The organism is Burkholderia torrens, from assembly GCF_984668525.1.
Genome location: NZ_OZ480212.1, coordinates 1107056 through 1132109 on the forward strand (window position 1 = coordinate 1107056; position 25054 = coordinate 1132109).

10 protein-coding genes are annotated in these 25054 nt (G+C 67.5%); 9 read left to right on the forward strand and 1 reads right to left on the reverse strand.

All coding sequences use genetic code 11. The features are described 5' to 3' along the window. Nucleotides 1-169 precede the first annotated feature (169 nt). Nucleotides 170-1315, forward strand: a complete 1146-nt coding sequence (locus AC5LXX_RS21280; protein WP_493413018.1) for a metallophosphoesterase — start codon at nucleotides 170-172, stop codon at nucleotides 1313-1315. Nucleotides 1316-1614: 299 nt separating this feature from the next. Here the strand turns inward: AC5LXX_RS21280 and AC5LXX_RS21285 are convergent, their stop codons facing one another. After that, nucleotides 1615-2202 carry a malonic semialdehyde reductase gene (locus AC5LXX_RS21285; RefSeq protein WP_493413019.1) on the reverse strand — a complete coding sequence of 196 codons (588 nt, stop codon included), beginning with the start codon at nucleotides 2200-2202 and terminating at the stop codon, nucleotides 1615-1617. A gap of 237 nt (nucleotides 2203-2439) precedes the next feature. Here AC5LXX_RS21285 and AC5LXX_RS21290 point away from each other — a divergent pair, with 237 nt between their 5' ends. The 8 genes from AC5LXX_RS21290 to AC5LXX_RS21325 all read left to right on the forward strand — a co-directional run bounded on the left by AC5LXX_RS21290 (nucleotide 2440) and on the right by AC5LXX_RS21325 (nucleotide 24830). Then, a complete protein-coding gene (locus AC5LXX_RS21290) occupies nucleotides 2440-3036 on the forward strand; it encodes an alpha-ketoglutarate-dependent dioxygenase AlkB family protein (protein ID WP_493413020.1) in 597 nt (198 codons plus the stop codon). Nucleotides 3037-3339: 303 nt separating this feature from the next. Next, nucleotides 3340-3546 carry a hypothetical protein gene (locus tag AC5LXX_RS21295; protein WP_124446710.1) on the forward strand — a complete coding sequence of 69 codons (207 nt, stop codon included), beginning with the start codon at nucleotides 3340-3342 and terminating at the stop codon, nucleotides 3544-3546. 338 nt (nucleotides 3547-3884) lie between these two features. Continuing rightward, nucleotides 3885-4316 carry a type II secretion system minor pseudopilin GspI gene (gene gspI / locus AC5LXX_RS21300; protein WP_493413021.1) on the forward strand — a complete coding sequence of 144 codons (432 nt, stop codon included), beginning with the start codon at nucleotides 3885-3887 and terminating at the stop codon, nucleotides 4314-4316. After that, a complete protein-coding gene (locus tag AC5LXX_RS21305; RefSeq protein WP_493413022.1) occupies nucleotides 4300-4968 on the forward strand; it encodes a PulJ/GspJ family protein in 669 nt (222 codons plus the stop codon). The genes gspI and AC5LXX_RS21305 overlap by 17 nt, the downstream gene beginning before the upstream one ends. Before the next feature lie 178 nt (nucleotides 4969-5146). Continuing rightward, on the forward strand, nucleotides 5147-7369 hold the full coding sequence (locus tag AC5LXX_RS21310) for a tetratricopeptide repeat protein (RefSeq protein WP_493413023.1): 2223 nt from the start codon (nucleotides 5147-5149) through the stop codon (nucleotides 7367-7369). Between the two features lie 42 nt (nucleotides 7370-7411). After that, nucleotides 7412-9655 carry a tetratricopeptide repeat protein gene (locus AC5LXX_RS21315; RefSeq protein ID WP_493413024.1) on the forward strand — a complete coding sequence of 748 codons (2244 nt, stop codon included), beginning with the start codon at nucleotides 7412-7414 and terminating at the stop codon, nucleotides 9653-9655. Continuing rightward, nucleotides 9652-11919 (forward strand): tetratricopeptide repeat protein, encoded by a 2268-nt coding sequence (locus AC5LXX_RS21320; RefSeq protein WP_493413025.1) that lies wholly within the window; start codon nucleotides 9652-9654, stop codon nucleotides 11917-11919. Before AC5LXX_RS21315 ends, AC5LXX_RS21320 begins: the two co-directional genes overlap by 4 nt. A gap of 65 nt (nucleotides 11920-11984) precedes the next feature. Further along, nucleotides 11985-24830: a filamentous hemagglutinin family protein gene (locus AC5LXX_RS21325; RefSeq protein WP_493413026.1), complete on the forward strand. Its 12846-nt coding sequence runs from the start codon at nucleotides 11985-11987 to the stop codon at nucleotides 24828-24830. The last annotated feature ends 224 nt before the right edge of the window (nucleotides 24831-25054 follow it).

Genomic DNA, 25054 nt, shown 5'->3' on the forward strand with positions numbered 1-25054 from the left:
GCCGGCGAGCGAAGCCGCGCTGCGCTCCACCGGCGGCCGCGACCGGTCGTCATGGCCGGGATCTGTGTACCATCGTGCGTAGGGTGCGACGCGCGGCACGGGGCATCACGACCCCGTGCGACGCGCGGCGCGGAAGCGGTATCGGTATCGCAACGAAGGTGAGCGTTCCATGCGAAGTTTCTTTGTCCGGTTCATTGCAATCGGCGTGCTGTTCCATCTGTACGTCGGGATGCGGATCATTCCCGATGCGTTCGCGTCGCCGGTCGCGCGCACGATCGCGGCGCTCGTGCTGGCGAGTTTCGTCGTGCTGATTCCGGTCGGCATGTTCTCGCGCCGCTTCGACGAAGGCTGGGCCGCGACGCTGGTCGGCTGGGCGGGCGCGCTCGCGATGGGTTTCTTTTCGTCGCTGCTGGTGCTGACGTTCCTGCGCGATTGCGTGTTGCTCGGCGTGGTCGCGTGGCGGCAACTCGGGCACGACGGCGCGTGGAGCGGCGCCGCGGCCGACACGGCGCTCGGCGTGCTGGTGGCCGCAGTGCTCGTCACGGCGATCGGGTTCGTCGGCGCGCGCCGCACGGCGGCGGTCAAGCGCGTGTCGATTCCGGTCGCGGGGCTGCCGGCGGCGCTCGACGGGCTGTCGATCGTGCAGCTGTCCGACATCCATGTCGGGCCGACGATCAAGCGGCCGTATATCGAACGGATCGTGCGCGCGGTCAATGCGCTCGACGCCGACCTGGTGGTCGTGACGGGCGACGTGGTGGACGGCTCGGTCAAGCGCCTGCGCGACCACACGGCGCCGCTTGGCCAGATGCGGTCGCGGCACGGCAGCTTCCTCGTGACCGGCAACCACGAGTACTACGCGGGCGCACATGCGTGGATCGACGAATTCCGCCGCATCGGGCTGACGGTGCTGCTGAACGAGCACGTGCTGATCGAGCACGACGGTGCACGCGCGGTGCTCGCGGGCGTGACCGATTTCACGGCTGGCGGGTTCGATCCCGCGCATCGCAGCGACCCCGCGCAGGCGCTGGCCGGTGCGCCGCGCGACGTCGCCACGAAGATCCTGCTCGCGCACCAGCCGCGCAGCGCGGAAGCGGCGAACCGCGCGGGTTATACCGTGCAGCTGTCGGGCCACACGCACGGCGGGCAGTTCTTGCCGTGGCCGCCGTTCGTGCGGATGCAGCAGCCGGTGATCGGCGGGCTGAACCGCTTCGGCGACATGTGGCTCTATACGAGCCGCGGCACCGGATACTGGGGGCCGCCGAACCGCTTCGGCGTGCCGTCCGAAATCACGCTGATCCGGTTGACGCGTGGTTAGGGCCTGTTCACGCTAATAACGGGCTTGCGAACGTGCCTTGCCGGCCGCAGTGCAAGAAGCAAGGAGCGCCGTTTGGCCGAGCCAAACAAGCGACGCGCGACGCCGCAATGCGGCCGGCAAGGCGCGTTCCCCTGTTTGGAAAAATTCATTCGTGGGGCTGGCCCCCAGAAGGGCCGATCGCCGCGTCATGCTCCTCGCGAATACGTCGAGTATTCGCTTCGTCGCAATCCTTGCGCTCGGCCCTTCTGGGGGGCAGCGCAAGCCCGTTATTAGCGTGAACAGGCCCTGGCCCACAACGGTTACTCGATGCGAGCGATATCGTCGAAATCGAAGCGCGGGCTGCGCGGGAACAGGCCGGCCGGATCGCCGTAGCCGAGGTTCACGAGGAAGTTGCTCTTGATCGTGGTGCCTGCGAAGAATTCGGCATCGACCTGCGCGCCGTCGAAGCCCGACATCGGGCCCGCGTCGAGACCGAGCGCGCGGGCGGCCAGGATCAGGTACGCGCCCTGCAGCGACGCGTTGCGGAACGTGGTGGCCTGGATCAGCGCATCGTTGCCGGCGAACCAGCTGCGTGCGTCGGCATGCGGAAACAGGCGCGGCAGGTGTTCGTAGAACGCGTAATCCATCCCGACGATCACGGTGACGGGCGCGGCCATCGTCTTCGCGAGGTTGCCTTCGGACAGCGCGGGTTTCAGGCGCGCCTTCGCTTCGGGCGACTTGACGAACACGAAGCGCGCAGGGCTCGAGTTCGCCGACGTCGGGCCGAATTTCGTCAGGTCGATCAGCCGGTGCAGCAATGCGTCGTCGACGGGTTTGTCCTGCCATGCGTTGTGCGTGCGGGCGGAGAGAAACAGTTGGTCGAGAGCGGAATCGGAGAGCGTCGTCATGATGAGATCCGGGAAGAAAGCGGCCGGGGCGCGCCGGCCGGCGTGGCGGAGAAAAGCGGCGCCCCTCGGCGGGGCGTGCCGCGACACGCCGCGATGATAGCGTGATGCGCGAACGCGCATCGCGGTGCGCGGCGGTTTCCTTTCAGCGGCGAATGACAGCGCATGGCGGTGCAGGGCGCCGTTGGCTAGTATGCAGACATGTACCCTTTACGCCACTCCTCGCCCGTTCCTTCCGACATGTCGACACTCGATCTCTTCGCCGATACGCCCGTGCCCGACGTGGACTGGTACCCGGACTGGCTTGCACAACCCGATGCCGACCGCACGCTCGCCGCGCTGATCGGAGAGGTCGCGTGGCTGCAGGACACGATCCGCACGCCGCGCGGCCGCATTCCGTTGCCGAGGCTCACCGCGTGGCAGGGCGAGCCCGATGCCGTCTACGTGTACTCGGGGATCCGCAACGTGCCCGCGCCGTGGACGCCGGCCGTGCTCGACCTGAAGCAGGCGGTCGAGGCGACCTGCGGCGCGCGCTTCAACAGCGTGCTGCTCAATCGCTACCGCAACGGGCTCGACAGCCTCGGCTGGCATGCGGACAACGAGCCGGAACTCGGCGACGAACCGGTGATCGCGTCGGTGAGCCTCGGTGCGATGCGCGTGTTCGACCTGCGCCATCGCGCGACCGGCGTCACGCATGCGTACCGCCTCGTGCACGGCAGCCTGCTCGTGATGCGCGGGCGCACTCAGGCCGAATGGCAGCATCGCGTGCCGAAGGCGCCGGCCGTGCAGGGCGAACGTGTCAACCTGACGTTCCGGCGCGTGACGTCCGCCGGATAGATCGCGCCCCGTTTTCGCGATCCACGAATGGCCGCTGCAAGCAATCCGTCGCGTGTGCGGCACGTTGCCGCACGAATGCGTTACCGTGCCGCCTGACAGCGCCAGAGGCCCGTCCCGTATGGGTTTCAGTCAATCTCGATCGACCGGGCGGTTCCGATAGATGAGTGAAACCTCTGATGGTGCGTCGCAACAATTATTGACTAGACTGTCGAATGGCAGAAACGCGTCGGCACCCCGGCGCGACCCTTTCGACATGCCCCGAGTGTTGCCGATACGGCGCGCAAGGGGGCAGGAGCAAAACGCGTGACCGTACTCGACCCTTCCTTCGAACCCTCGCTGCACGTCTTCGAACAAGACGGTGGATGGCAATGGGCGCTGACGGTGAAGCGGGCGACCGGCGTCGGAGTGAAAGTCGTAGCGTTCAGCCGGGAAGGCTTTCGCGGCGAGGCCGAGGCGGTCGCCGCCGGCCAGCTTGCCCGCGCCGAATACGACGCCGCCGTGACGGCCTGACACCGTCGCGGCGATTCCGCCCGAGGATCGCCTTCGCCGTTAGCCGTTAGCCGTTCACCTTTCGCCGTCCGCTGCCGGACGGTTCTTTCCTGATTCCTTTCCGCTTTCAGCCTTTTGGCCGCCGGCCGCCGCGATGCGCGCAGCGCGCGACACCGCCTGCGCGGCACCGGCACGCCCGTCCGCCCGCGCTTGCCGCGCCGAATGGTCCGTACCATTCGACACGTGCGTGCCATACGTTGCGCTTAACGTCCGTGCACGGCGTCCGTCGCGCCGGCGACGCGGCCTGCGCCGCGGTTTGACCGCCGGACGCCGACCGATCGACAAGAATGATGCAGGTCATGTGCGACGATAGAACCGACTACCACCGCCATGCGCGCCGCGGATCGCGCACGGCGCGTGCGCCGCAACGGGGATTCACGCTGATCGAGGTGCTGATCGCGCTGGCGATCGTGGCCGTGGCGCTGGGCGCCGTGATGCGCGCGATCGGCGCGCTCGCGTCGGATACCGACATGGCGCGCATGCGGCTGCTCGCGCTATGGAGTGCCGACAACGCGCTCGGCGAAATCCGCATCGCGTCGACCTGGCCGTCCGTCGGCACGAACACGTTCGCGTGCCCGCAGGGCCGCTACCGGTTCGTGTGCCGCCAGTCGGTGGCCGCGCTGCCGAGCCCGCTCGTGCGGCGCGTGACGGTGAGCGTGTATCCGTCCGCGGCGAGCCGCAACGTGCTCGCCGAAGTCGTCACGGTGATCCAGAATGAAGCGCGCCAATGAACCGCGCGCGGCGGCGCGTGCGCCGCAACGGGGCTTCACGCTGATCGAGATGCTGGTCGCGATCGCGCTGCTCGCCGTGATCGCGCTGCTGTCGTGGCGCGGCCTCGATGCGACGATTCGCGGTCGCGACGATATCGCGTCGAATCTGGCGCAAACGCGTCTGCTCGGCCGCTATTTCTCCCAGTTGCAGTTCGACCTGACCAACCTCGTGACGGCCGACGAAGTGTTCGGGCCGCCGCTGCGCATTCGCCCGAACGAACTCGTGATGGTGCGCCATCTCGGCGTCGGCGGCGGGCCGGCGCAGATGCAGGTCGTGCGCTACCAGCTCAAGGGGCGCGAGCTCGTGCGCAGCGCGTCGCAGCCGCTCGCGTCGCTGGCCGACGTGGAGGACGCGCTGCAGCACATGGACGCGTTCGCGCGCGTGGTGGTCAGCAACGATGCGCGGACGATGCAGCTTTCCGTGTGGATTCCGCCGGGCGGATGGACGACGAGCCAGGCCGTCATCGAGCAGAGCTATGCGCAGTTTCTCGCGCAGCACGGCGTCAGCAATCTCACGTCGCTCGGCATGCCGCTGCCGCGCGGCGTGCGCTTCGCGGTCACGATGGGCGCGCCAGCAGTCGAATACGTGCGGACGATCCCGATCGGCCAGTGATGGCGGCACGGGGTGTTCGACGCGCGGAACGTGTTCCGTCCCCCGGACAAAATGGTCCGTAACTTTCGTCATACATCTGTTATTGCCCGTCCGTTAGTCTCGTGGCGAGCATGACCGCCGCGACCGGTTCCATCGAGCCGAGTCAGCGGCGGCATCGGCAAACGGGAAGGGGGCGAACGTGACGGTCGAGCACCGGCATGATGCACACGCGGGCGCGTCGGGACTCGACGCGCGCGGGCAACGGCAATCGGCGGCGATCCTGAGCCGCGCACAAAACTGGCACGGTGCAGGACGGTTCGACGACGCGGCGCGCGAATATCTCGCCGTGCTCGAGCAGGAACCGGACAATCCCCAGGCATTGCACCTGTACGGCGTGCTGCAGTTCCAACGCGGCGCGGCCGACGATGCCGAAGCGTTGTTGCGCCGGTCGATCGCGATCGCACCCGGCACGCGCGTCCTGTCGGATCTCGGCGCGATCGCCGGCGAGCGCGGCCGCATTGGCGAGGCGCTCGAGCATTTCGCGGCCGCGCTGCGCACGACACCCGACGACGTGCAGACGCTCGTGCGCCGCGGCAACACGCTGCTCGGATTGCGCCGTTACGACGATGCACTGGCGTCGTTCGACCGCGCGCTCGCGGTGTCGCCGCTGGTACTCGATGCGCTCTGCAATCGCGGCAGCGCGCTGCGTGCGCTGCGCCGCTTCGACGATGCACTCGATACCTACGATCGCGCGCTGATGGTCGACCCGCGTTCGTTCGAATCGTGGTTCAACCGCGGCCTCGTGCTGCGCGAACTGCAGCGACCGGCCGATGCGCTGCAGTGCTTCGAGCGCGCCAGCGCGATCCGGCCCGGCGTGGCCGCGATCATGGCCGAGCGCGGCCGCACGCTGATCGATCTCGATCGGCCGGGCGAGGCGCTCGACGCGTTCAACGAAGCGATCGCGGCCGATCCCGCGCGGCTCGACGTGCTCTACAACAGCGCGGTCGCGCTCGAACGGCTCGGCCGCGCGGACGAAGCGCTGGCCCGCTGCGAGCGCGTGCTGGCGTTCGATCCGGATCATGTCCGCGCCCATGCGAGTCGCGGCAACGCGCTGCTGCAGCTCAAGCGCCACGACGAAGCTCTGGCCGCCTATGCGCGCGCGCTGGCGCTCGATCCGCACTCGACGGAGACGTTGTGCAACCGCGGTACCGCGTTGCGTTACCTGAAGCGCTTCGACGAAGCACTGGCCAGCTACGACGCCGCGCTTGCGCGCGACGCACGGTTCGCCGAGGCCTGGACCAACCGCAGCAACGTATTGCAGGACCTGCATCGCTACGACGAAGCGATGGCGTCGCTCGACCGTGCGCTCGCGCTGCGTCCCGATCACGCGACGAACTGGCTCAACCGCGGCAACCTGCATTTCGAAGCGGCGCGCACGGACGACGCGCTCGCCGCGTACGACCGCGCGATCGCGCTGCATCCCGACTATGCCGAAGCGCATTTCGCGCGCGCGTCGCTGTATCTGATCGAAGGCGATTTCGCGCGCGGCTGGCCCGAGTACGAATGGCGGCTGCGCGATGCGCAGCTTGCGCGGCACTACCGGCCGTTCACGCAGTCGACGTGGCAGGGCGACACGCCGCTCGACGGCCGGACGGTGCTGATTCATGCGGAACAAGGGTTCGGCGACACGCTGCAGTTCTGCCGTTATGTGTCGCTGGTGGCCGCGCGCGGTGCGCGGGTCGTGTTCGAGGTGCAGCCGCAACTGCGCGCGCTGATGGCGTCGCTGCCCGGTGCGGTCGACGTGATCGCGCGCGACGAACCGCTGCCGGCGTTCGACTGCCAGGCGCCGCTGCTGAGCCTGCCGAATGCGTTTCGCACCGACGAAGCCACCATTCCGCAAGCCGGCGCCTATCTGCATGCCGATCCGCAGCGCACGCGCGAGTGGGAAGCGCTGCTCGGCGACCGGCGCCGGCCGCGGATCGGGATCGCGTGGGCCGGCAATCCGGAGCATCGCAACGATCACAACCGGTCGATCGATTTCGCGCGGCTCGCGCCGCTGTTCGATCTCGACGTCGACTGGATCAGCCTGCAAAAACCCGTGCGCGAACGCGACGCGGCGCTGTTCGCGGAAACGCCGGTGCGCCGCGTCGACGACGAACTCGGCGACTTTGCTGACACGGCCGCACTGATCGGCGCGCTGGATCTCGTGATCGCGGTCGATTCCGCGGTCGCGCACCTGGCGGGCGCGCTGGGCCACGCGGTCTGGGTGCTGCTGCCCGATCCGGCGGAGTGGCGCTGGATGCGGACCCGCGGCGACAGCCCGTGGTACCCGTCCGCGCGGCTGTTCCGGCAGGCGGCGCCGGGCGACTGGACGAGCGTGATCGACGCGGTGCGTGCCGCGCTCGCGCCGATGGCACGTTAGACACGACACGCGACACGAACAGCGACCAGTGGGGGCCACACGATGACACCGAACGGGGAAGGGACGACACTCGCGAGCGCGCCGGTCGCGCCGGATCGCCGTCCGCCCGACACCGCGCAACTCGAACGGCTGCTCCTGCGTGCGCGCAAGGCACACCACGACGGCGCGCTGCAGCATGCGGAACACGCGTATACCGAATTGCTGACGCTCGATCCCGAGCATCCGGAGGCGCTGCACCTGCTCGGCGCGGTGCGGTTCCAGCAAGGCCGCCTCGACGATGCCGAGCCGCTGATGCGGCGCTCGATCGAGCGCCGGCCGGTGCCGCTCGCGCTCGCGAATTATGCGGCGGTGCTGACGGGGCTCGGGCGCGAGCACGACGCGCTCACGCGGCTCGACGAAGCACTCGCGATCAATCCGGTCCATCAGCGCGTGCTGTTCCAGCGCGCGGGCCTGCTCGCGCAACTCGCGCGGTACGACGATGCGTGCGCGGTCTACGATCGGCTGCTCGAATTGACGCCCGGTTTTGCCGACGGCTATGTGAAGCGCAGCGACATGCTGCGCGCGCTCGGCCGTCACGACGACGCGCTCGCCGATTGCGACCGGTCGATCGCGCTGGCCGGGCGTTCGTTCGACGCGATGCGCGCGCGTGGCCTCGCGCTGCGCGAACTCGGCCGCTTTCGCGAGGCGGTCGACAGCTACGGCTACGCGCTCGCACAGAAACCGGGCAGCACCGAGGTGCTGTTCCTGCGCGGCGTCGCGTATCTCGACCTGAGCGATCCGGAACGCGCGCTGGCGGATTTCAATGCGGCGATCGCGGCGAGCCCGACCTTCGTCGATGCGATCTTCAACAGCTCGATCGCGCTCGAACAGCTCGGCCGGCACGACGAGGCGCTCGTGCGCTGCGACCGCGTGCTCGCGATCGATCCGCGCCACGCGCGGGCGCTCGCGAACCGCGGCAATGCGGCCAGCCACCTGGAGCGCTATCGCGACGCGGTCGACAGCTATGCGCGCGCGCTCGACGTGGAATCGCGCAGCCCCGGCGTGCTGTGCAACTACGCGAGCGCGCTGATGCGCGTCGAGCGTCACGACGATGCGCGCGACATGTGCGACCGCGCGCTGGCGCTCGACGCCGGCTACGTGCCCGCCTGGGTCACGCGCGGCCGCGTGCAGCTCGAGACGCACCGCTACGCGGCCGCACTCGACGACTTCGCGCGCGTGATCGACGCGACGCCACGCGACAAGCTCGCGCACTTTCACAAGGGCAATGCGTTGCGCGCATTGCGGCACCACGATGCCGCGCGGCAGGCGTATGCGGATGCGATCGATATCGATCCCGACTACGTGCTCGCGCACTGCATGCGCGCGTTCCTGTGTTTGTCGATCGGCGATTTCGAAGCCGGCTGGGCCGAGTACGAATGGCGCTGGCGCGACACGCAGCTCGATGCGAGCCGGCGCACGTTCGCGCAGCCGCGCTGGACGCACGGGATGCCACTCGACGGCAAGACGATCCTGCTGTACCCGGAACAGGGGCTAGGCGACACGCTGCAGTTCTGCCGCTATGTCCCGCTCGTGAAAGCGCTCGGCGCGCGCGTCGTGCTCGAAGCGCCGGTCGAGCTGAAGACGCTGTTCGCGACGCTCGACGGCGTCGATACGCTCGTCGCGCGCGGCGAGCCGCTGCCGCCGTTCGACCTGCATTGCCCGCTGCTGAGCCTGCCGCTCGAATTCCGCACGGACCTGGCGTCGATTCCCGCCGGCGTGCCGTATCTCGCCGCCGACCCCGTGCGTGTCGCGCAGTGGCGCGAACGGCTCGGCACGGCCGCGCGGCCGCGCATCGGCCTCGTGTGGTCCGGCAACCCGCTGCACCTGAACGACCGCAACCGCTCGATGACGCTCGCGGATCTGCTGCCGCTGTTCGACGATCGTTACGAGTGGATCAGCCTGCAGAAGGTGGTCCGCGACGAGGACCGTCCGGTGCTCGACGCGAGCGCGGTGCGGTTCGTCGGCGACGATCTTGCCGATTTCGCCGATACCGCGGCGCTGACTGCGCTGATGGACGGCATCGTCAGCGTCGATACGTCCGTCGCACATCTTGCCGGCGCGCTCGGCCGGCCGCTTGCGCTGATGATTCCCCATACGCCCGATTTCCGCTGGCTGCTCGAACGCGACGACAGCCCGTGGTATCCGTCGGCGCGGCTGTTCCGCCAGCCCGAGGGCGGGCAGTGGGCGCCCGTCGTCGAGCGTATCGCGGCCGGGTTGCCAATGCTCGTCGGTGGAGGCGCGCAATGAGTGCGCGCCGCGCGGCTACGCCGCTGGCGGGCGCCGTACCGGGCGCTGCGGCCGTGCCGCTGCAAGTGGTGCTCGCCGATGCGCTGCGCCAGGCGCGCACGCGTCTCGAACAGCGCGACTTCGCCGGGGCCGGACGGCTCTACGAAGGCGTGCTGGCGATGGCGCCCGATCATGTCGAGGCGCTGCACCTGCTGGGCCTCGTGCACCTGCAGCTCGGCGATCCCGCACGGGCCGAGCCGCTGATCGCGCGCTCGATGACGTTCGGATTGACCCAGCCGTGGAATCTGGCGAACCACGCGGCGGCACTGACCGGTATCGGCCGTCATCGCGATGCGCTCGCGCTCGCCGATCGCGCACTCGCGATCGATCCGGACCATGCGCCGTCGCATGCGGCGCGCGGCGATGCGCTGCTTGCGCTCGGGCAATACGATGCGGCGCTGGCGGCCTACGACCGGGCGCTCTTGCGCGAACCGGCGCATGCAACGGCGTGGCGCAAGCGCGGCGAGACGTTGCGCCGGCTCGAGCGGCCCGCCGACGCGCTGATCAGCATCGAGCGCGCGTTGCGGATCGACCCGAACGAAGCGGCCGCGAACATCGAGCGCGGGCATGCGCTGCGCGCGCTCGGCCATCGCGAGCAGGCGCTGCACAGCTATCAGCTCGCGATGGTCGTGCGCGGCAAGACGCCGGAGCTCGTCTACGCGTGCGGCGTCGTGATGACCGAACTGGGCCGCCCGGCCGATGCGCTCGCGTGTCTCGACGAAGGGCTCGCACGGCTGCCGAAGGACGAACAGTTGCTGTACGCGAGTTGCGTTGCGCTGGATTTGCTGCACGCCCGCGACGAATTGCTGAAGCGCTGCGACCGGCTGCTCGCGCTGAATCGCGGCAACGTCGCCGCGTGGGTCGGGCGTGGCAATGCGCTGCTCGGGCTCGAACGTCACGCGGAAGCCGCCGAAGCCTACGCGCAAGCGCTGGCACGCAATCCCGGCGATATCGACGCGCGCCGCAACCGCGCGGCCGCGTTGCGCGCGCTCGGCCGGTTCGACGACGCGCTCGCCGATTACGACGCGGCGCTGGCGCTGACGGGTCCGCAAGCGGAACTGCATTACAACCGCGCGCTCGCGCTGCAGCAGCTCGGCCGCTACGACGACGCGCTCGCGAGCCACGCGGCGGCGGCGGCCGCGCCGGCGGACACGGCGCAGGCGTTGTTCACGCGTGCGCTTGCACGCCAGCACCTCGGCGACGACGACGCGGCGCTGACCGACTACGCCGACGCATGCCGGCGCGATCCGAATCATGGCGCCGCGCGCCGCTCGGCGGCGTTCTGCCGGCTGCTGACGGGCGATTTCGACGCGGGCTGGCGGCAGCACGAGGCGCGCTGGGAGGCGGCCGACGTGATGCTGCACCGGCGTCATGCGGACCGGCCGCGATGGACCGGCGACGAACCGCTCGCGGGTCGCACGCTGCTGCTGCATGCGGAGCAGGGTTACGGCGACACGCTGCAGTTCTGCCGCTACGCGAACCTGGCGCGCGACGCGGGCGCGACCGTGATCATCGAGGCGCCGGCCGCGCTCGGCGAACTGCTCGGTACGCTGCGCGGCGTGAGCCGGGTCGTCACCGAAGGGCAGCCGCTGCCGGCGTTCGACCTGCAGTGTCCGCTGATGAGCCTGCCGTACGCGTTCCGCACGACGCTCGATACGGTGCCGTCCGACGTGCCGTACCTGCGCGCCGATGTGTCGCGGCGTGCCGCGTGGGCACGGCGCATCGACGCGATCGCGCCGCCGGGCCGGTTGCGCGTCGGGCTCGCGTGGTCCGGCAACCCGCGCCACTCGAACGACGAGAACCGCTCGATACCGTTCACCATGCTCGCACCGCTCGTCGCGAGCGACGCGCTCGACGCGACGTTCGTGAGCCTGCAGCCGCAGGTTCGCGCGCGCGATGCCGACGCGTTCGCCGCGAGCGGCGTGCTGTCGTTCGCGGACGCGTTGCACGACTTCTCCGAAACGGCGGCGCTGGTCGACACGCTGGATCTCGTGATCAGCGTCGACACGTCGGTCGCGCATCTGGCCGGCGCGCTCGGGCGGCCGGTCCGGGTGCTGCTGCCGCGCGTGTCGGACTGGCGCTGGCTGCTCGAACGCGACGACTGCCCGTGGTATCCGGCCGCGACGCTGTTCCGGCAGACGCGGCCCGGAGACTGGCCGGCGGTCATCGGCCGCGTGGTCGACGCGCTCGGCGCGGCGCGCCCGGCACGCCCCGCAGCGGCGTGACCGGCCTTCCATGACAAAAGCTACGGACCTTTTCACGGCGGCCGGAATGGTCCGTAACAGTCGCCATGTCGCTGCCATTCGCGCTTCGTATGGTCTTCGTATTCCAGCGGCTCGTTTCGGGCGCAACGACATGTGCGGTGCCGGACCGGCGCCGCGCGCAAATTCCTAGCATCGGGGTGGCAAGAATGGCAGCACGCGCACGTACGGAACGGCAACTTCGCGCAACGGCCTCGCGGTCGGTCCTGAAATCGGAGCTGAGCCCGCTTTACCGGGCGGTCGTGCTGATGCTCGCGGCGGGCGTGTCCGCGCATGCGCATGGGGCCGGCATCATGAACCTCGGGCAGGTCGCACGTGTGTCCGGTGGCGGCGCGGGCGGCGCCGCCGGCATGCCGGGCGTGCCGAATCTCGGCGTGTCGTCGCAGCAGGCGCTGCAGGCGAGCCAGCCGTCGATCCGCAACCTCGGCTATGCCGCGCACGCGATCGCCGCGCAAATCGCCGCGCAGCAGAATGCGGCGGCGGCCGCGGCGAAGCTGCCGTCGACCGTGCCGAACGGGCTGGCGCCGGGCGGGCTGCAGGTGGCGGCGGGCGCGTCGGGCGATACGAACAATCCGGTGCTGTGGTTCAACGCAAACGCGCCGACGCAGAGTACCGACGCGAGCGGCCACGTGAACGTCGACGTGAAGCAGACCGGGCAGAACGCGGTGCTGACGTGGGAGACGATGAACGTCGGCCGGCAGACCACGCTGAACTTCGACCAGTCGGGCGGCACGCAGACGAACGGCGCGAACAACTGGGCCGTCCTGAACCGGATCAACGATCCGAGCGGGCGGCCGAGCCAGATTCTCGGAAACATCACGGCGCAGGGCGCGGTGTATGTAATCAACCGGAACGGCGTGCTGTTCGGCGCCGGGTCGCAGGTGAACGTGCATTCGCTGGTGGCGTCGTCGCTCGACGTGCTGAACATGAACAATTACAACCAGACCTTCGTCAACAGGGTTCCGGTTGTGACGGACAGCACGCTTGCGCAGGATGCCGCGGGGATCGTCGCGAGCAACAAGCAGTTCCTCAGCCTGCCGGCCGGAACGACGGGCGGGCTCGCGTATTCGGAGTCCGGCAGTTCGGCCGGGGTGAACGGCAACAGCACGGTGCCGAACGAAGTGCTCGGCCTGGGCAACCAGGTCAACCTCACGTCGGCCAGCCAGTATCAGCCGTGGGGCGATGTCACCATCGAGCAGGGCGCCTCGATTACCACGCACGCGAACGGCAATGTGAGCGATGGCGGCTTCGTGATGATCGCCGCACCGAACGTGACGAACGCAGGGCATATCAAGGCGACGGACGGGCAGGTGGTGCTCGCGGCGGGTGTCGGCGTAAGCCTGCGACCCAACAGCGGCGCCACGACGAATCCGCAGGTGCTGCTGCCGGAGCTCAGCGGAAAGATCGCGCTGCTCGGCCCGAACGGCCAGACGACCGACATCACGCCGGCCGGTACACTGACCAATACCGGCATCGTGGAGGCCGCGCGTGGCAACGTGAACCTGCTCGGTAGCCGCGTCGCGCAGAACGGCGTGGTGGGCGTGACGACGAGTGTCAACGTGCCGGGCACGATCACGATTTCCACTGTCGATGAATATTCTTCCAACAATCCGACCGGCGCCGGGTATCTCGGGCAGGGGGTCGTGACGACGAGCCCGCAAAGCACCGGCAGCACCACGAGTCGCGCTGGCCTCCTGAGCTTCGGCCCCGATTCGGTGACGGCGGTGATGCCGGACGGCAACGGCCAGACGACGCCGTCGACGCCCGGCGCGACCTTCACGCCAGGCAGCATCGGCATGACGGCCGGCTCGGTGTGGTTCCAGGGCGGCTCGCTGATCGAGGCACCCGGTTCGAAGGTATCGGTCGGGGCGCTCGCGCCGTCGGCATCGGGCGCCCAGGCGCCGGCCGGCCAGACCGCCGTGCCGGGCCGGATCTATGTCGACAGCGGCGCGACGATCGATGTGTCGGGTCTCACGAACGTCGAGGTGCCGATCTCGCAGACGCTCGTGACGGTCGACCGCATCGGCCAGAACGAACTCGCCGATTCGCCGCTGCTGCGCAACGGGTTTCTGTCCGGCTACAAGAATCTCGTGTTCGACAGCACGCTGACGGGCACGCGCAGCGACGGCGTGTCGTGGGTCGGCAGCCCGATCCTGAACCTGTCGGGCTATGTGAACCTGATTCCGCGCACCGTCGACCAACTGCTGACCAACGGCGGTTCGATCATGTTGTCGGGCAACGAGGTAATGACCGCGACCGGTTCATCGATGAACCTGAACGGCGGCTACGTGCACGTCGACGGCGGGATCGTCAACACGACGCGGCTGGTCGATGCCAACGGGGCAATCGTGCCGATCGACAAGGCGAGCCCGTACGACACCTATGTCGGCATCGCGGGCCAGTTCACCGAATCTCATCCGCGCTGGGGCGTGACGAAGTCCTGGTACAACCCGCTGCAGACGGCGGGCACGTATCAGGGCGACTACATCGTCGGCGGCAACGCGGGCACGCTCGATATCTACGGGCTGAAGTCCACCGTGCTGGACGGCGACATCAGCGCGCAGGCATTCGGCGGCGCGAAGCAGATGCAGGGCAACAGCCTGCCGAGCGGCGGGACGTTCAACCTCGGCGCCGATCCGAAGCTCGACGGCGCCGCGCTGGTGCACCTGACGTCGAACAACAACGACGTTGCGTCGGGCACCGCGGGCTTGGTCGTGCTGCAGGACAAGGCGCCGCAACTTGCCGACATCTCGCCGGGTTTCTCGATCGACACGCCGCTCGACCAGACGGCGCTGCAGGCGCTGCCGGCGACTGATCCGCGCAATGTGCTCACGACCACCGTGGTGCCGGTCGCGACGTTGAACAATGGCGGCTTCGCGAACCTGAACGTGACCGAGGACAAGGCGGGCGGCAAGGGCGTCGTGGTGCCGCAAGGCACGCAGCTGAACCTGCAGCCAGGCGGCTCCATCACCATCAATAGCCCGGTGGCCGGTACCGACGTCAACGTGGCCGGCCGCCTGTCCGTGCCGTCGGGGGTGATTTCGATCACGAGTGGCGGCAACATGATCGTCGGCCCGCAGGGCGCGATTAGTGCCGCGGGGCAGTGGGTGAACAACGACGTGCAGGCCGCACCGCGTACGACGCCGGGCAACAGCCAGTTCATCAACGGCGGTAGCATCACGCTCTCCGCGTTGCTCGGATCGAACGTTATCGGCGGCGGGCTGGTGGGCGACACCTCGGGTTCGGTGCTGCTGCAGCCAGGCAGCGTACTGGACGTATCGGGCGGCGGCGAGATGCTGTCCAACGGCCAACTGCTGATGCAGAACGGCGTGCCTGCCGGACGCGGCGGAAATGTGACGTTGCAGGCGTATTCAGCGACATCGCTGAAACAGTTTGGCGGGTCGGACAGCGGGTCGACCTTGCCCAGCGTGCAGCCGACAGCCGGCACGATCGCATTGGGCGGCACGATCCTGAGCGAAGGGTTTTCGGGTGGCGGCACGCTGACGCTGCAGGCGCTCGGATTCCGGATCGGCGGCGCTGAAGCCGCCGCGTCGCCCTGGGACGTCTATCTCCCGGAAACCTTCTTTGCACGGCAGGGTTTCGGCAAGTATGTGCTGAATGCGTTCTACGACACGACGGTCGCACCCGGCGCATCCGTTGCCGTCACGCAATTGAATCGTATTCCGGACATGTTCGCGCTTCAGCAGGCGGCCACGGGTGTGAACCTGGCGGCAGGCGGCCTGACCACGATCGGGCAGCTCGATGCGTATCACCGGCAGGCAACGAATCTCGTCCTGACGGCCGGCAACGATACGTCGTGGCGGCAGGGCCAGCTTGCCACCACGCCGTCGTATCCGGGCGTCACCGGCGCGGTCACGCTGTCGGAAGGCGCATCGATCCACGCGGATGCCGCTGCGAGCATTGGCCTTGGGTCGCCGGCGCAGGTTACGGTACTCGGCTCCATCGTCGCGCCGGGCGGGTCGATCACGCTGAGCGCGGACGGGAACGGCACGAATGCGCAGGCCGGGCAGTTCAGCACGGGTTTCATGAGCGCGAGCCAGTCGGTCTGGCTCGGCGCGGATGCTTCGCTCGACGTATCGGGCACGGCATTGGCCAATCCGCTTGCGGCGCCGGTCAAGATCGGCGCGACGACGGTCGTGCCGAACACGGGCAAGGTGCTGGCGGGCGGCTCGGTCACGATGTCGAGCGATACGGGTTACGTGGTCGCGCAGTCGGGCTCGAAGATCGACGTATCCGGCACGTCGGCGACATTCGACCAGTTGCAGCCCAATGGCACATACGCGTCGCAGCCGGCGTGGAGCGATGCCGGCTCGATCACGCTGTCGGCGGCGAACGGCCTGTTCGCGGATGCGACGCTGGCCGGACGTCCGGGCGCCACGCAGGCGAGGGGCGGCACGCTGACGATCCTGCCGAGCCAGGCGAACCCGCATAGCAACGGCTCGACCGCCACCGCGCTCGTCGTGCGGCAAGACGGCACATTCGTGCCCGCGGGCCTGATGCCCGGGCAGAGTTTCGCGTCGGCGATCGATTCGACCACCGGCTTGCCGATCGGGCAGTCGAGCGGCGTCCTTCAGTTCGCGGCTGACCGGCTCGACGGATCCGGCATCGCCAATCTGGTATTGGGCAGCAGCATACCGCCCAACGGTGCGCCATCAATACCGATCCTGTTTGCCGGCAACGTCACGCTGTCGTTACCGGAATCCGTGACATTGAACACGGGGCGCGTCGCCGCCATCGGCATGGGGCAACTATCGTCGCTGCTGTCGACACCCGCGCGCTCGGCCGACGGAACGCTCTCGGCGGCCGTCGACGGCTTGCTCGCGCAACCGCAGCCTTCATTGGGTACGACGGTCGAGATCAACGCGCCGTACGTTGCGTTGTCGGGGCCACCCATCCAGTTGCAGTCGCTGCAGTTCAAGCCGGTCGCGGCACTGTCCGATGCGACGCTGAACGTGAACGCATCGTTCATCGATCTGAAGAACCAGGCCCAGCTCAACAATTTCGCTCATGCGAACTTCACGAGCAGCGGCGATATACGCCTGAGCTCGACGAACGCGGGTCAGTCCACGGCCGGTACCGCGCCGGGAATTCTTTATACGCCGGGCGACCTGACGTTCAACGCGGCGGATCTGTATCCGTCGACCGGCAGCACGTTCATTGTCGCCGCGGTGGGCCCGACCGATTCGGCCACGGGCAAACCGGCGCCGACGACGGTCATGTTCACGTCGAACGGCGTGTCGGGCACGCCGTTGTCGGCGGGTGGCGCGCTGCTCGTGGACGCGACGAACATCGTGCAGGGCGGCACGGTGCGCGCGCCGTCCGGCACGATCGTGTTCGGCGTGGGCGATCCGTCGAATGCGGCAACGCAGGCCCAGTTTGCCGGGTTGCCGCTTGTCGCGACGGATACGGTGAAGCTCGTGAACGGCAGCGTGACGTCGGTTTCGAACGGCGGCTTGGTCATTCCGTACGGCGCGACGATCGACGGAGTCGAGTGGCAGTTCAATCCGCTTGCCGGCAACACGACGTCCGACCTGACCGCACCGCCCGCGAAATACGTGGGCGTGAACGGCAGCAATGTCGCGCTCGACAAGGGCGCGACGATCGACCTGTCCGGCGGCGGCGACCTGCAGGCCATCGAATGGGTGCCGGGTACCGGCGGCACGCGCGACGTGCTGTCGCAATACAACGTGAGCTATTCAAGCGGCAAGGGTGCGACGGCCGTGCCGGTCAATGTCGGAGCCGGCAACGTCTATGCGATCGTGCCGGGCAAGCAGTCACCGGTCGCGGCGTATGACCCGACCCTTGCGCAGACGATACAGCCTTCCACCAATGCAAACGGCACGGCATCGACCGTGACCGCGACGATGGGCGTCGGGCAGGCGAGCCTGACCGACCCGGTCGGCAAGGCCGTGTATCTGTCGGGCGTGCCGGGGCTGGCGCCCGGCTACTACACGCTGCTGCCGGGCAAGTACGCGACGCTGCCGGGCGCGTATCGCGTCACGGTGTCGAACACGGCCGGCAATCTCGTGCCGGGCGCGAACCAGGTGCTGCAGGATGGCTCGGTCGTGACGGCCGGGTATTTCGCCGACGCGTTGACGGGCAGCCGAAGCGCGACGCCGACGCTGTTCAACGTGCAGTCGAACAGTGTGTGGCAGCAATACTCGCAATACACGCTGACGGGCGCGAACGCATATTTCACGAAACTCGCCGCGACGAAGGGCAACGTGACGCCGCCGCTGCCGGTGGACGGCGGCCAACTGGTGCTGGCGGCGACGAAGGCGCTGTCGCTCGGCGCGACGCTGAATGCGGCTGCCGGTGCGGGCGGCGCGCCGGCCCAGGTCGACATCGCGTCGCAGGACATCCAGATCACCGGTAACGGCAGCGCGGCGCTGCCCGGCTATCTGCAGATAGCCGGCGACGCGCTCGATTCGCTGAACGCGGGCAGCCTGCTGATCGGCGGCACGCGCGCGGCGACGACGAGCGGCGTCACGATCACGCCGATCGCGAACAGCGTCGTCGTGTCCAACGACGGAAACACGGCGCTGAAGGGCCCCGAGATCCTGCTCGTCACGAAGACCGACGGCAGCGGCACCGATCCGAACGCGGCAAATGGGCTGCGCGTCGATGCCGGTGCATCGATCGCCGCGCAGGGCGATTACCCGGCAGCCAAGGACCAGCCGATCGCGATCGCCGGCGACGGTGCGTTGCTGCGCGTGTCGAACGGCGCGATGGCGCCGTTGTCGCGCACCGGCGGCACGGGCACGGGATTGCTGACGGTCGGCGCGGGCGCGACGCTCGCGGGCGGCCAGGCGTTGCTGCTCGATTCGTCCGGCGACCTGAAGGTCGATCCGTCCGCGGTGCTGTCGGCCAAGTCGATCACGGCGGACGGCTCCGCGATCACGTTCACCAACGCGAGCGGTGCGTCGGCGGCGAGCCTGCCGGGCTTCGTCGTCGATCCGGCCGGCCTCGCGCAGTTCGCGAACGCGCAGCAAGTGACGTTGCGCAGCTACGGCACGATCGGTTTCGTCGGCGACGTGAACGCGACGTTCGGCAACGGCGTCGATCTGAGTGCGGGCACGTTCACGAGCGATGGCGGCCACGTCACGCTGAATGCGCAGCAGGTCGCGTTCACGAACGAGATGGGCGCCGCGCCCGGTACGACGACGGCCGGAAACGGCACGCTGACGGTCAATGCGAAAGAGATCGACTTCGGCGCGGGCACGAAGGCGGCCAGCGGCTTCGGCTCGGCGGTGATGAACGCGACGGCCGGCATCGTTGGCCAGGGTACCGGCACGTTCGACTTCGGTGCACTGCCGGTGACGCTCAATGCACCGGTCTACCTTGCCGATACGAGCTCGGCCGCCACCGTGAAGACGACAGGCGCACTGACGCTGAACGGCGCGTCGGGCACGGCGTTGAAGCGCGACGCGGTCGGCGGCGCATGGACCTTCATCGGCGGTACTGTCGCTGACAACGGCGCGACGATCAGCGCGCCGGCCGGCAACGTGACGGTCGAGGCGACGACCGGCAACCTGACGATCGGCGGCGGCTCGACGGTCAGCGCGGCGGGCGTGTCGAAACAGTTTTTCGATGTGACGCGCTACGCGCCGGCCGGTTCGATTGCGTTGACGGCCGATGCGGGCACCGTCGACGTGCAGGCGGGCTCGACGCTCGATTTCTCCGGCGCCAGCGGCGGTGGTGCGGCAGGCAGTCTTTCGCTGTCGGCGCCGCAACAGGTCGTGAACCTGAACGGCACGATCAAGGGCGGCGCGGCGAGCGGTTATGCGGGCGGGTCGTTCTCGCTGAATACCGGTGGTGCCGCGGATCTCGATGCGCTGTCGAAGACGCTTGCATCGAGCGGCGTGAACCAGGCGATCACCGTCCACACGAAGACGGGCAACCTGACGCTGTCGCCGGGCAACACGCTGACCGCGCATTCGGTGCTGCTGACGGCCGACGGTGGTTCGGGAAGCTCGGCCGATACGGCGAACGGCAACGTGAACGTGCTCGGGACGATCGACGCGTCCGGCAAGGCAGGCGGCGAGATCGACCTGTACGGCCGCAACGGCGTGGACATCGAAGGTTCGTTGCTGGCGCGCGGCTCCGATCCGAACCAGCGCGGCGGCAAGGTCAACATCGGCACGACTGCAATGTTCGATCCGACGATCGTCGACGCGAACGGCAATTCGGTCGCGTACAACGCAACCTATGGGTACGAGAACATCCTGCGTGCGAACGCGGGCGCGATCACGCTCGGCGCGAATGCGCTGATCGACGTGTCGGGCGGGACGGCCGGCGGTTTGTCGGGCGGCACGGTGAATTTCCGTGCGCCGCTGCTGGCCGACAACGGCGTGAAGCTCAACTTGCCGGATACGTTCAACGACGGCAAGGGCATCGTCGGCTCGCGCGCGACGACGCTCGAGGCGTATGCGGTATGGAGCACGACGGACGCGACGACGGGCGCGCAGCACTTCGACGGCGTCATCGACCCGGCGGGGTGGTATGACAAGAGCGGGCATCTGCTGGCCGGCACGTTCACGGCGCAAGGGACGTCCGGCACGCCGGCGACGTTCTCGTTCGCGCCGGACGGTTCGGGCGGCGGCACGTTGACGAATCAGACTACCGGCGTGGCGACGAGCGTCACGCAGGTGCAGCTTCAAGGCGGTGATAAGGACATTGGTTTCGGCGGGCTGAACAACATGTATTTCGCGCCCGCGAGCGGCGGCGCGAATACGGATCACCAGACTTTCTACGGTTATCAGAACGGCGATGCGTCGACGGCGGCGCCGGGCACGCTGATGGGGTTCGTACAGCACGGGCTCGATACGCTGGTCGATCCGTTTGCTGGCAAGAACATCGCGAACGCACGCATCGTGCCGGGGATCGAGCTCGACAACCCGAGCCCGGCGATCAACGGCGGCGATATTCAGGTGCTGACGAACTGGAACCTCGGCGCGGGTGCATCGCCGACGAATCTCGCGTTCCGGTTCGATGGGCAGGCGCCGGTTGTGACGCTGCGTGCCGAGAACAACGTGAAGGTGAAGGCCAGCCTGTCGGACGGATTCTTCCAGATCGCGAATCCGCTGGGCGGCGGGGGGACGATTCCGGTGCCGCCGTTGTCGACGTTGGCGGCGGCACAGGCGATTTTTGACGCGCCGTCGGGACATTACGCGGATATCGGGTACGGAATTTCGTATTACGCGAGCAGAGGCCTGGTGTCCGGCCCTGGTCACGCGGTTGGCGGTACGTCGGATGAGATTGCCGAGTACTACGCGCTGTATTCAGCCTATGCCAATTTCCTGGGAGCGACCGCACCAGGTCTTTCGTCGGCGTTGCAACTGCCGACGGACGACAGCAGTATCCAAATCATCGCCGCTCTTTACGGTCAGAATCACAGCGTGATGCTACCTGGGCAGCCCGTTGCACCGACTGTGCCGACCGCAACCGAGCAGGCATCGAATCCGGGTTCCTATCTGATCTATCTGAATCAGTACCAGAAGTATCTGTCTGATTCTGTCCAGTACACCGTCCAGCACGGCCAGCAATGGCCGCTATTGGCTCCTCTCGTAGCGCCGGTCGCTCAGCCCGTTTCGGTGATCGCGACCCCGACGATCAGCCTGCCTGCCGTGGCGGACAATTCGCCAGCCCCGACGTCCGTCGCGACGAATCCGATTCCGTTGGCGTCGGCTTCGCTGACGGGGGGATCGAGCAGTTCATTCCGTGTGGTGGCCGGGGCCGATCTGAACAGCACGAATCCGCTGGCGCTCCAGGCGTCGGCTACGGGAGGGAGATCGAACGGCAAGAGCGTGACCTTCGACGGGCATACTGCGTTCGTGGACGGGAACGGCCTGGCGGTGTTGGCGCCGACGACGATACGCACCGGTACCGGTTCGATCGATATCGCGGCGGGCAATGACATCGCGCTATTCGACAGCAGTTCGATCCAGCCGAACAGCCCCGACATAACCGTTCCCGGCGTGATTTACACAGGCGGCGCGCCTGCGGCGGGGGCGCCGGCCGGCACGAGCCTTTCCATCATTCATGGCCAGAACAACAATCCGGATATTCTGGTCACGCCGGTCGTCAATCCGGACTCGGCCGGCGATATCACGATTCATGCGCAGGGCGATATCAAGGGCGCGGAGTATCTGACCGACGTGAATGGGACGGTGACCGGGCGGCAAGGCGCCAACATCAGCCCATTCTGGTGGCAGTGGATGCAGATCGGTAATCCGACCGGGATGGTCGGCGCGACCAATCCCGTGTCGCAGACCGTACAGACGTCGATCAACTTCGGCGCATTCGATCAAGGCGTGTTGAGCGCGGGTGGCAACGTGTCCGTGTCGGCTGGCGGGAATATTTCCGACCTCTCGGTGTCGCTGCCGACCACGTGGTGGTTGACCGGCACCAAGACGGATGCGCCGACCGTCAATACGGTCGGCGGCGGCAACCTGTCGGTGCGAGCCGGTGGGGATATTCTGAGCGGCGGCTACTTCGTCGCGAAGGGATCAGGAACGATCACGGCAGGCGGGAAGATCGGGTCGGATATTGCGGTGCCTTCGTCATTCGACGGCCAGCCTCCCGCAGCGATGGATACGCTGCTGGCGACACAGGATGGCGTGCTCGACGTAAGCGCGCGACAAGGCGTCAGCATCGGGCGTGTGTTCGATCCGTCGTATGTACAGAGCAATGTGCTGTTGAGTGCGTACCAGCAACAGGCCGACATGAAGGGCTATTCGTCGACGTCCGCCGTCAATATCGTTTCGACGACGGGTGACGTCGCGATCGGCACGCTTTCGAATATCAGCCTGATCGGCGGTGGAGCGACCAATGCGGAGCTGCCGGGGGTGAACGATTTGTCGTCCGTTCTGCCGGCGTCGGTGAACCTCACTGCGTTTGACGGCGGCATCACGGTGGCGGCGAGCGGCTTGCTCTATCCGTCGGCGTCTGGCGACCTGAGCCTGATCGCCGATCAGTCCGTCAATCTGTCGAGTGTCAACGGATTGATTGTCAGCGGGTTTCCTGCGTTCGGCATGCTCGACGTCGATCCGTCCGCGATGCCGTCACCGGCGAAGCCGAATGTTCTCGTCGCGAACCCGACGATTGCATCGGCGGCGGCACATGATCCGGTTGCCCTGCATGGTGACGATACCGTACCGGCGCGGATCTACAGTCTGAACGGCGATATTGTCGATAGCGTACCGGGAAATACGTCAATCTTTAATTTCGTGGTTCCGGTGGTGATCGACAAACCAGCGTTGATCCAGGCCGGCCGGGATATCGTCAACTTGTCCTTCCTGGGACAAAATCTGCGCAGATCCGACGTGACGCGGATCGTGGCGGGGCGCGATATCTACGATACGCACGCGTCGGGTTTGCCCGCGCTGAATATCGGCGGTCCCGGCACGTTCGACATCGAAGCCGGCCGCAATATCGGACCGTTGACCAATCTGTCGGGCGTAACGAACGCGGCTGGCATAACCACCGGTATCAACGCGATAGGCAACGTAAACAATCCGTATTTGCCCCACGAGAGCGCGAATATCAATGTACTGTTCGGTGTCGGGCCGGGTATCGATACCTCTTCGTTCGTCTCGACGTATGTCGATCCGGCGAAGTCCGTGCCGGGTGTTTCCAGCGCGACGCCCGCGCTCGTTACGTTCATGGAGCAATACGAGGCGGGCCTCTCGGTCGACACGGGGTTGGTCAACGATCAGCCGGCGATTAAGCCGTTGAGCGCGGACGAGGCCTGGTCGAAATTCAAGGCGCTGCCGCAGTATGTCCAGCAGCTCTTTGCCGAGCAGGTGCTGTTCAAGGTGCTGACCAGCGTCGGCGAGGATTACAACAACCCGACCAGTCCGTACTATCAGAAATACGCGCGCGGCTACGAGGCGCTCAATACGATGTTCCCGGCTTCGCTGGGCTACACGGCAAACAATCTCGGCGGTGGCAGCAACGGTGCGAACAAGCTGACCGATACGGGCGACCTGGATATTCGCAGCACGACCATCCAGACCCAGCAGGGCGGTAACGTGTCTATCCTCGGCCCGGGCGGCCAGGCGCTGATCGGGAGCACATCCGCACCGCCTCAGATCGTCGACAGTGCGACCGGCAAGACGATTGCCGGGCCCGGAACGATGGGTGTCCTCACGCTCGAGAAGGGGGACATCAACATCTTTACGGACCGCAGCGTGCTGCTCGCCCAGAGCCGGATCTTCACCGAGCAGGGCGGCGACATGACGATCTGGAGTTCGAACGGCGACATCAATGCGGGCAAGGGTGCGAAGTCGTCGGCTGACACACCGGCGCCGCAATACGTGTGCGATGCGAACCACTATTGCACGGTCGACGCACGCGGGCAGGTTACGGGCGCGGGCATTGCAACGTTGCAAAGCGTGCCCGGTGTGCCGATTGGTACGATCAACCTGATCGCGCCTCGCGGCACGGTCGATGCGGGCGATGCTGGTATTCGTGCGGGCAACTTGAACGTTGCCGCGCTGCGCGTGGTGAATGCCGACAACATCCAGGTAACCGGCAAAGCGACCGGCATCCCGCTCGTGCAAGCGGTGAATACCGGTGCGTTGACGGCCGCGAGTGCTGCCGCATCGGCTGCCACGCAGGTGGCGCAGGATATCGCGAAGAACAATGCGGCAGGTGGGGCGGTGCGTCGCTGGACGATCTCGGTGCAGGTGGAGGGCTTCGGCGATATGGGTGGCGACGGCGCGAAGAAGCACAAGCAGCAGGTTGGCTACGATTCGTCGAACGCGGTGTCGATTCTTGGCTTCGGTCAACCCGGAGCCACGCAACGGGCCGCGTTGACATCGGAGGAGCGTAACAGGTTGGGCAAGATCTGATCGAAGCGTGGCGCGACGCGGGTAGCCGGTAAGTATCGGCGCTCGCGTTTTTTGTATGCGTGCGCCGCACGGATCATTCGATCAAAGACGGGATGAGTGTCCCCCGTGATTCGGATTCTTGCTGTTCGTATAGAGGGAAGCGCGAGCCGTATTGACAGTCGTTCGCCGGGCGCTTTACACGTCGCGAGACGAAGCGGCCTGTCCGATTGCAATGACGTGGATCG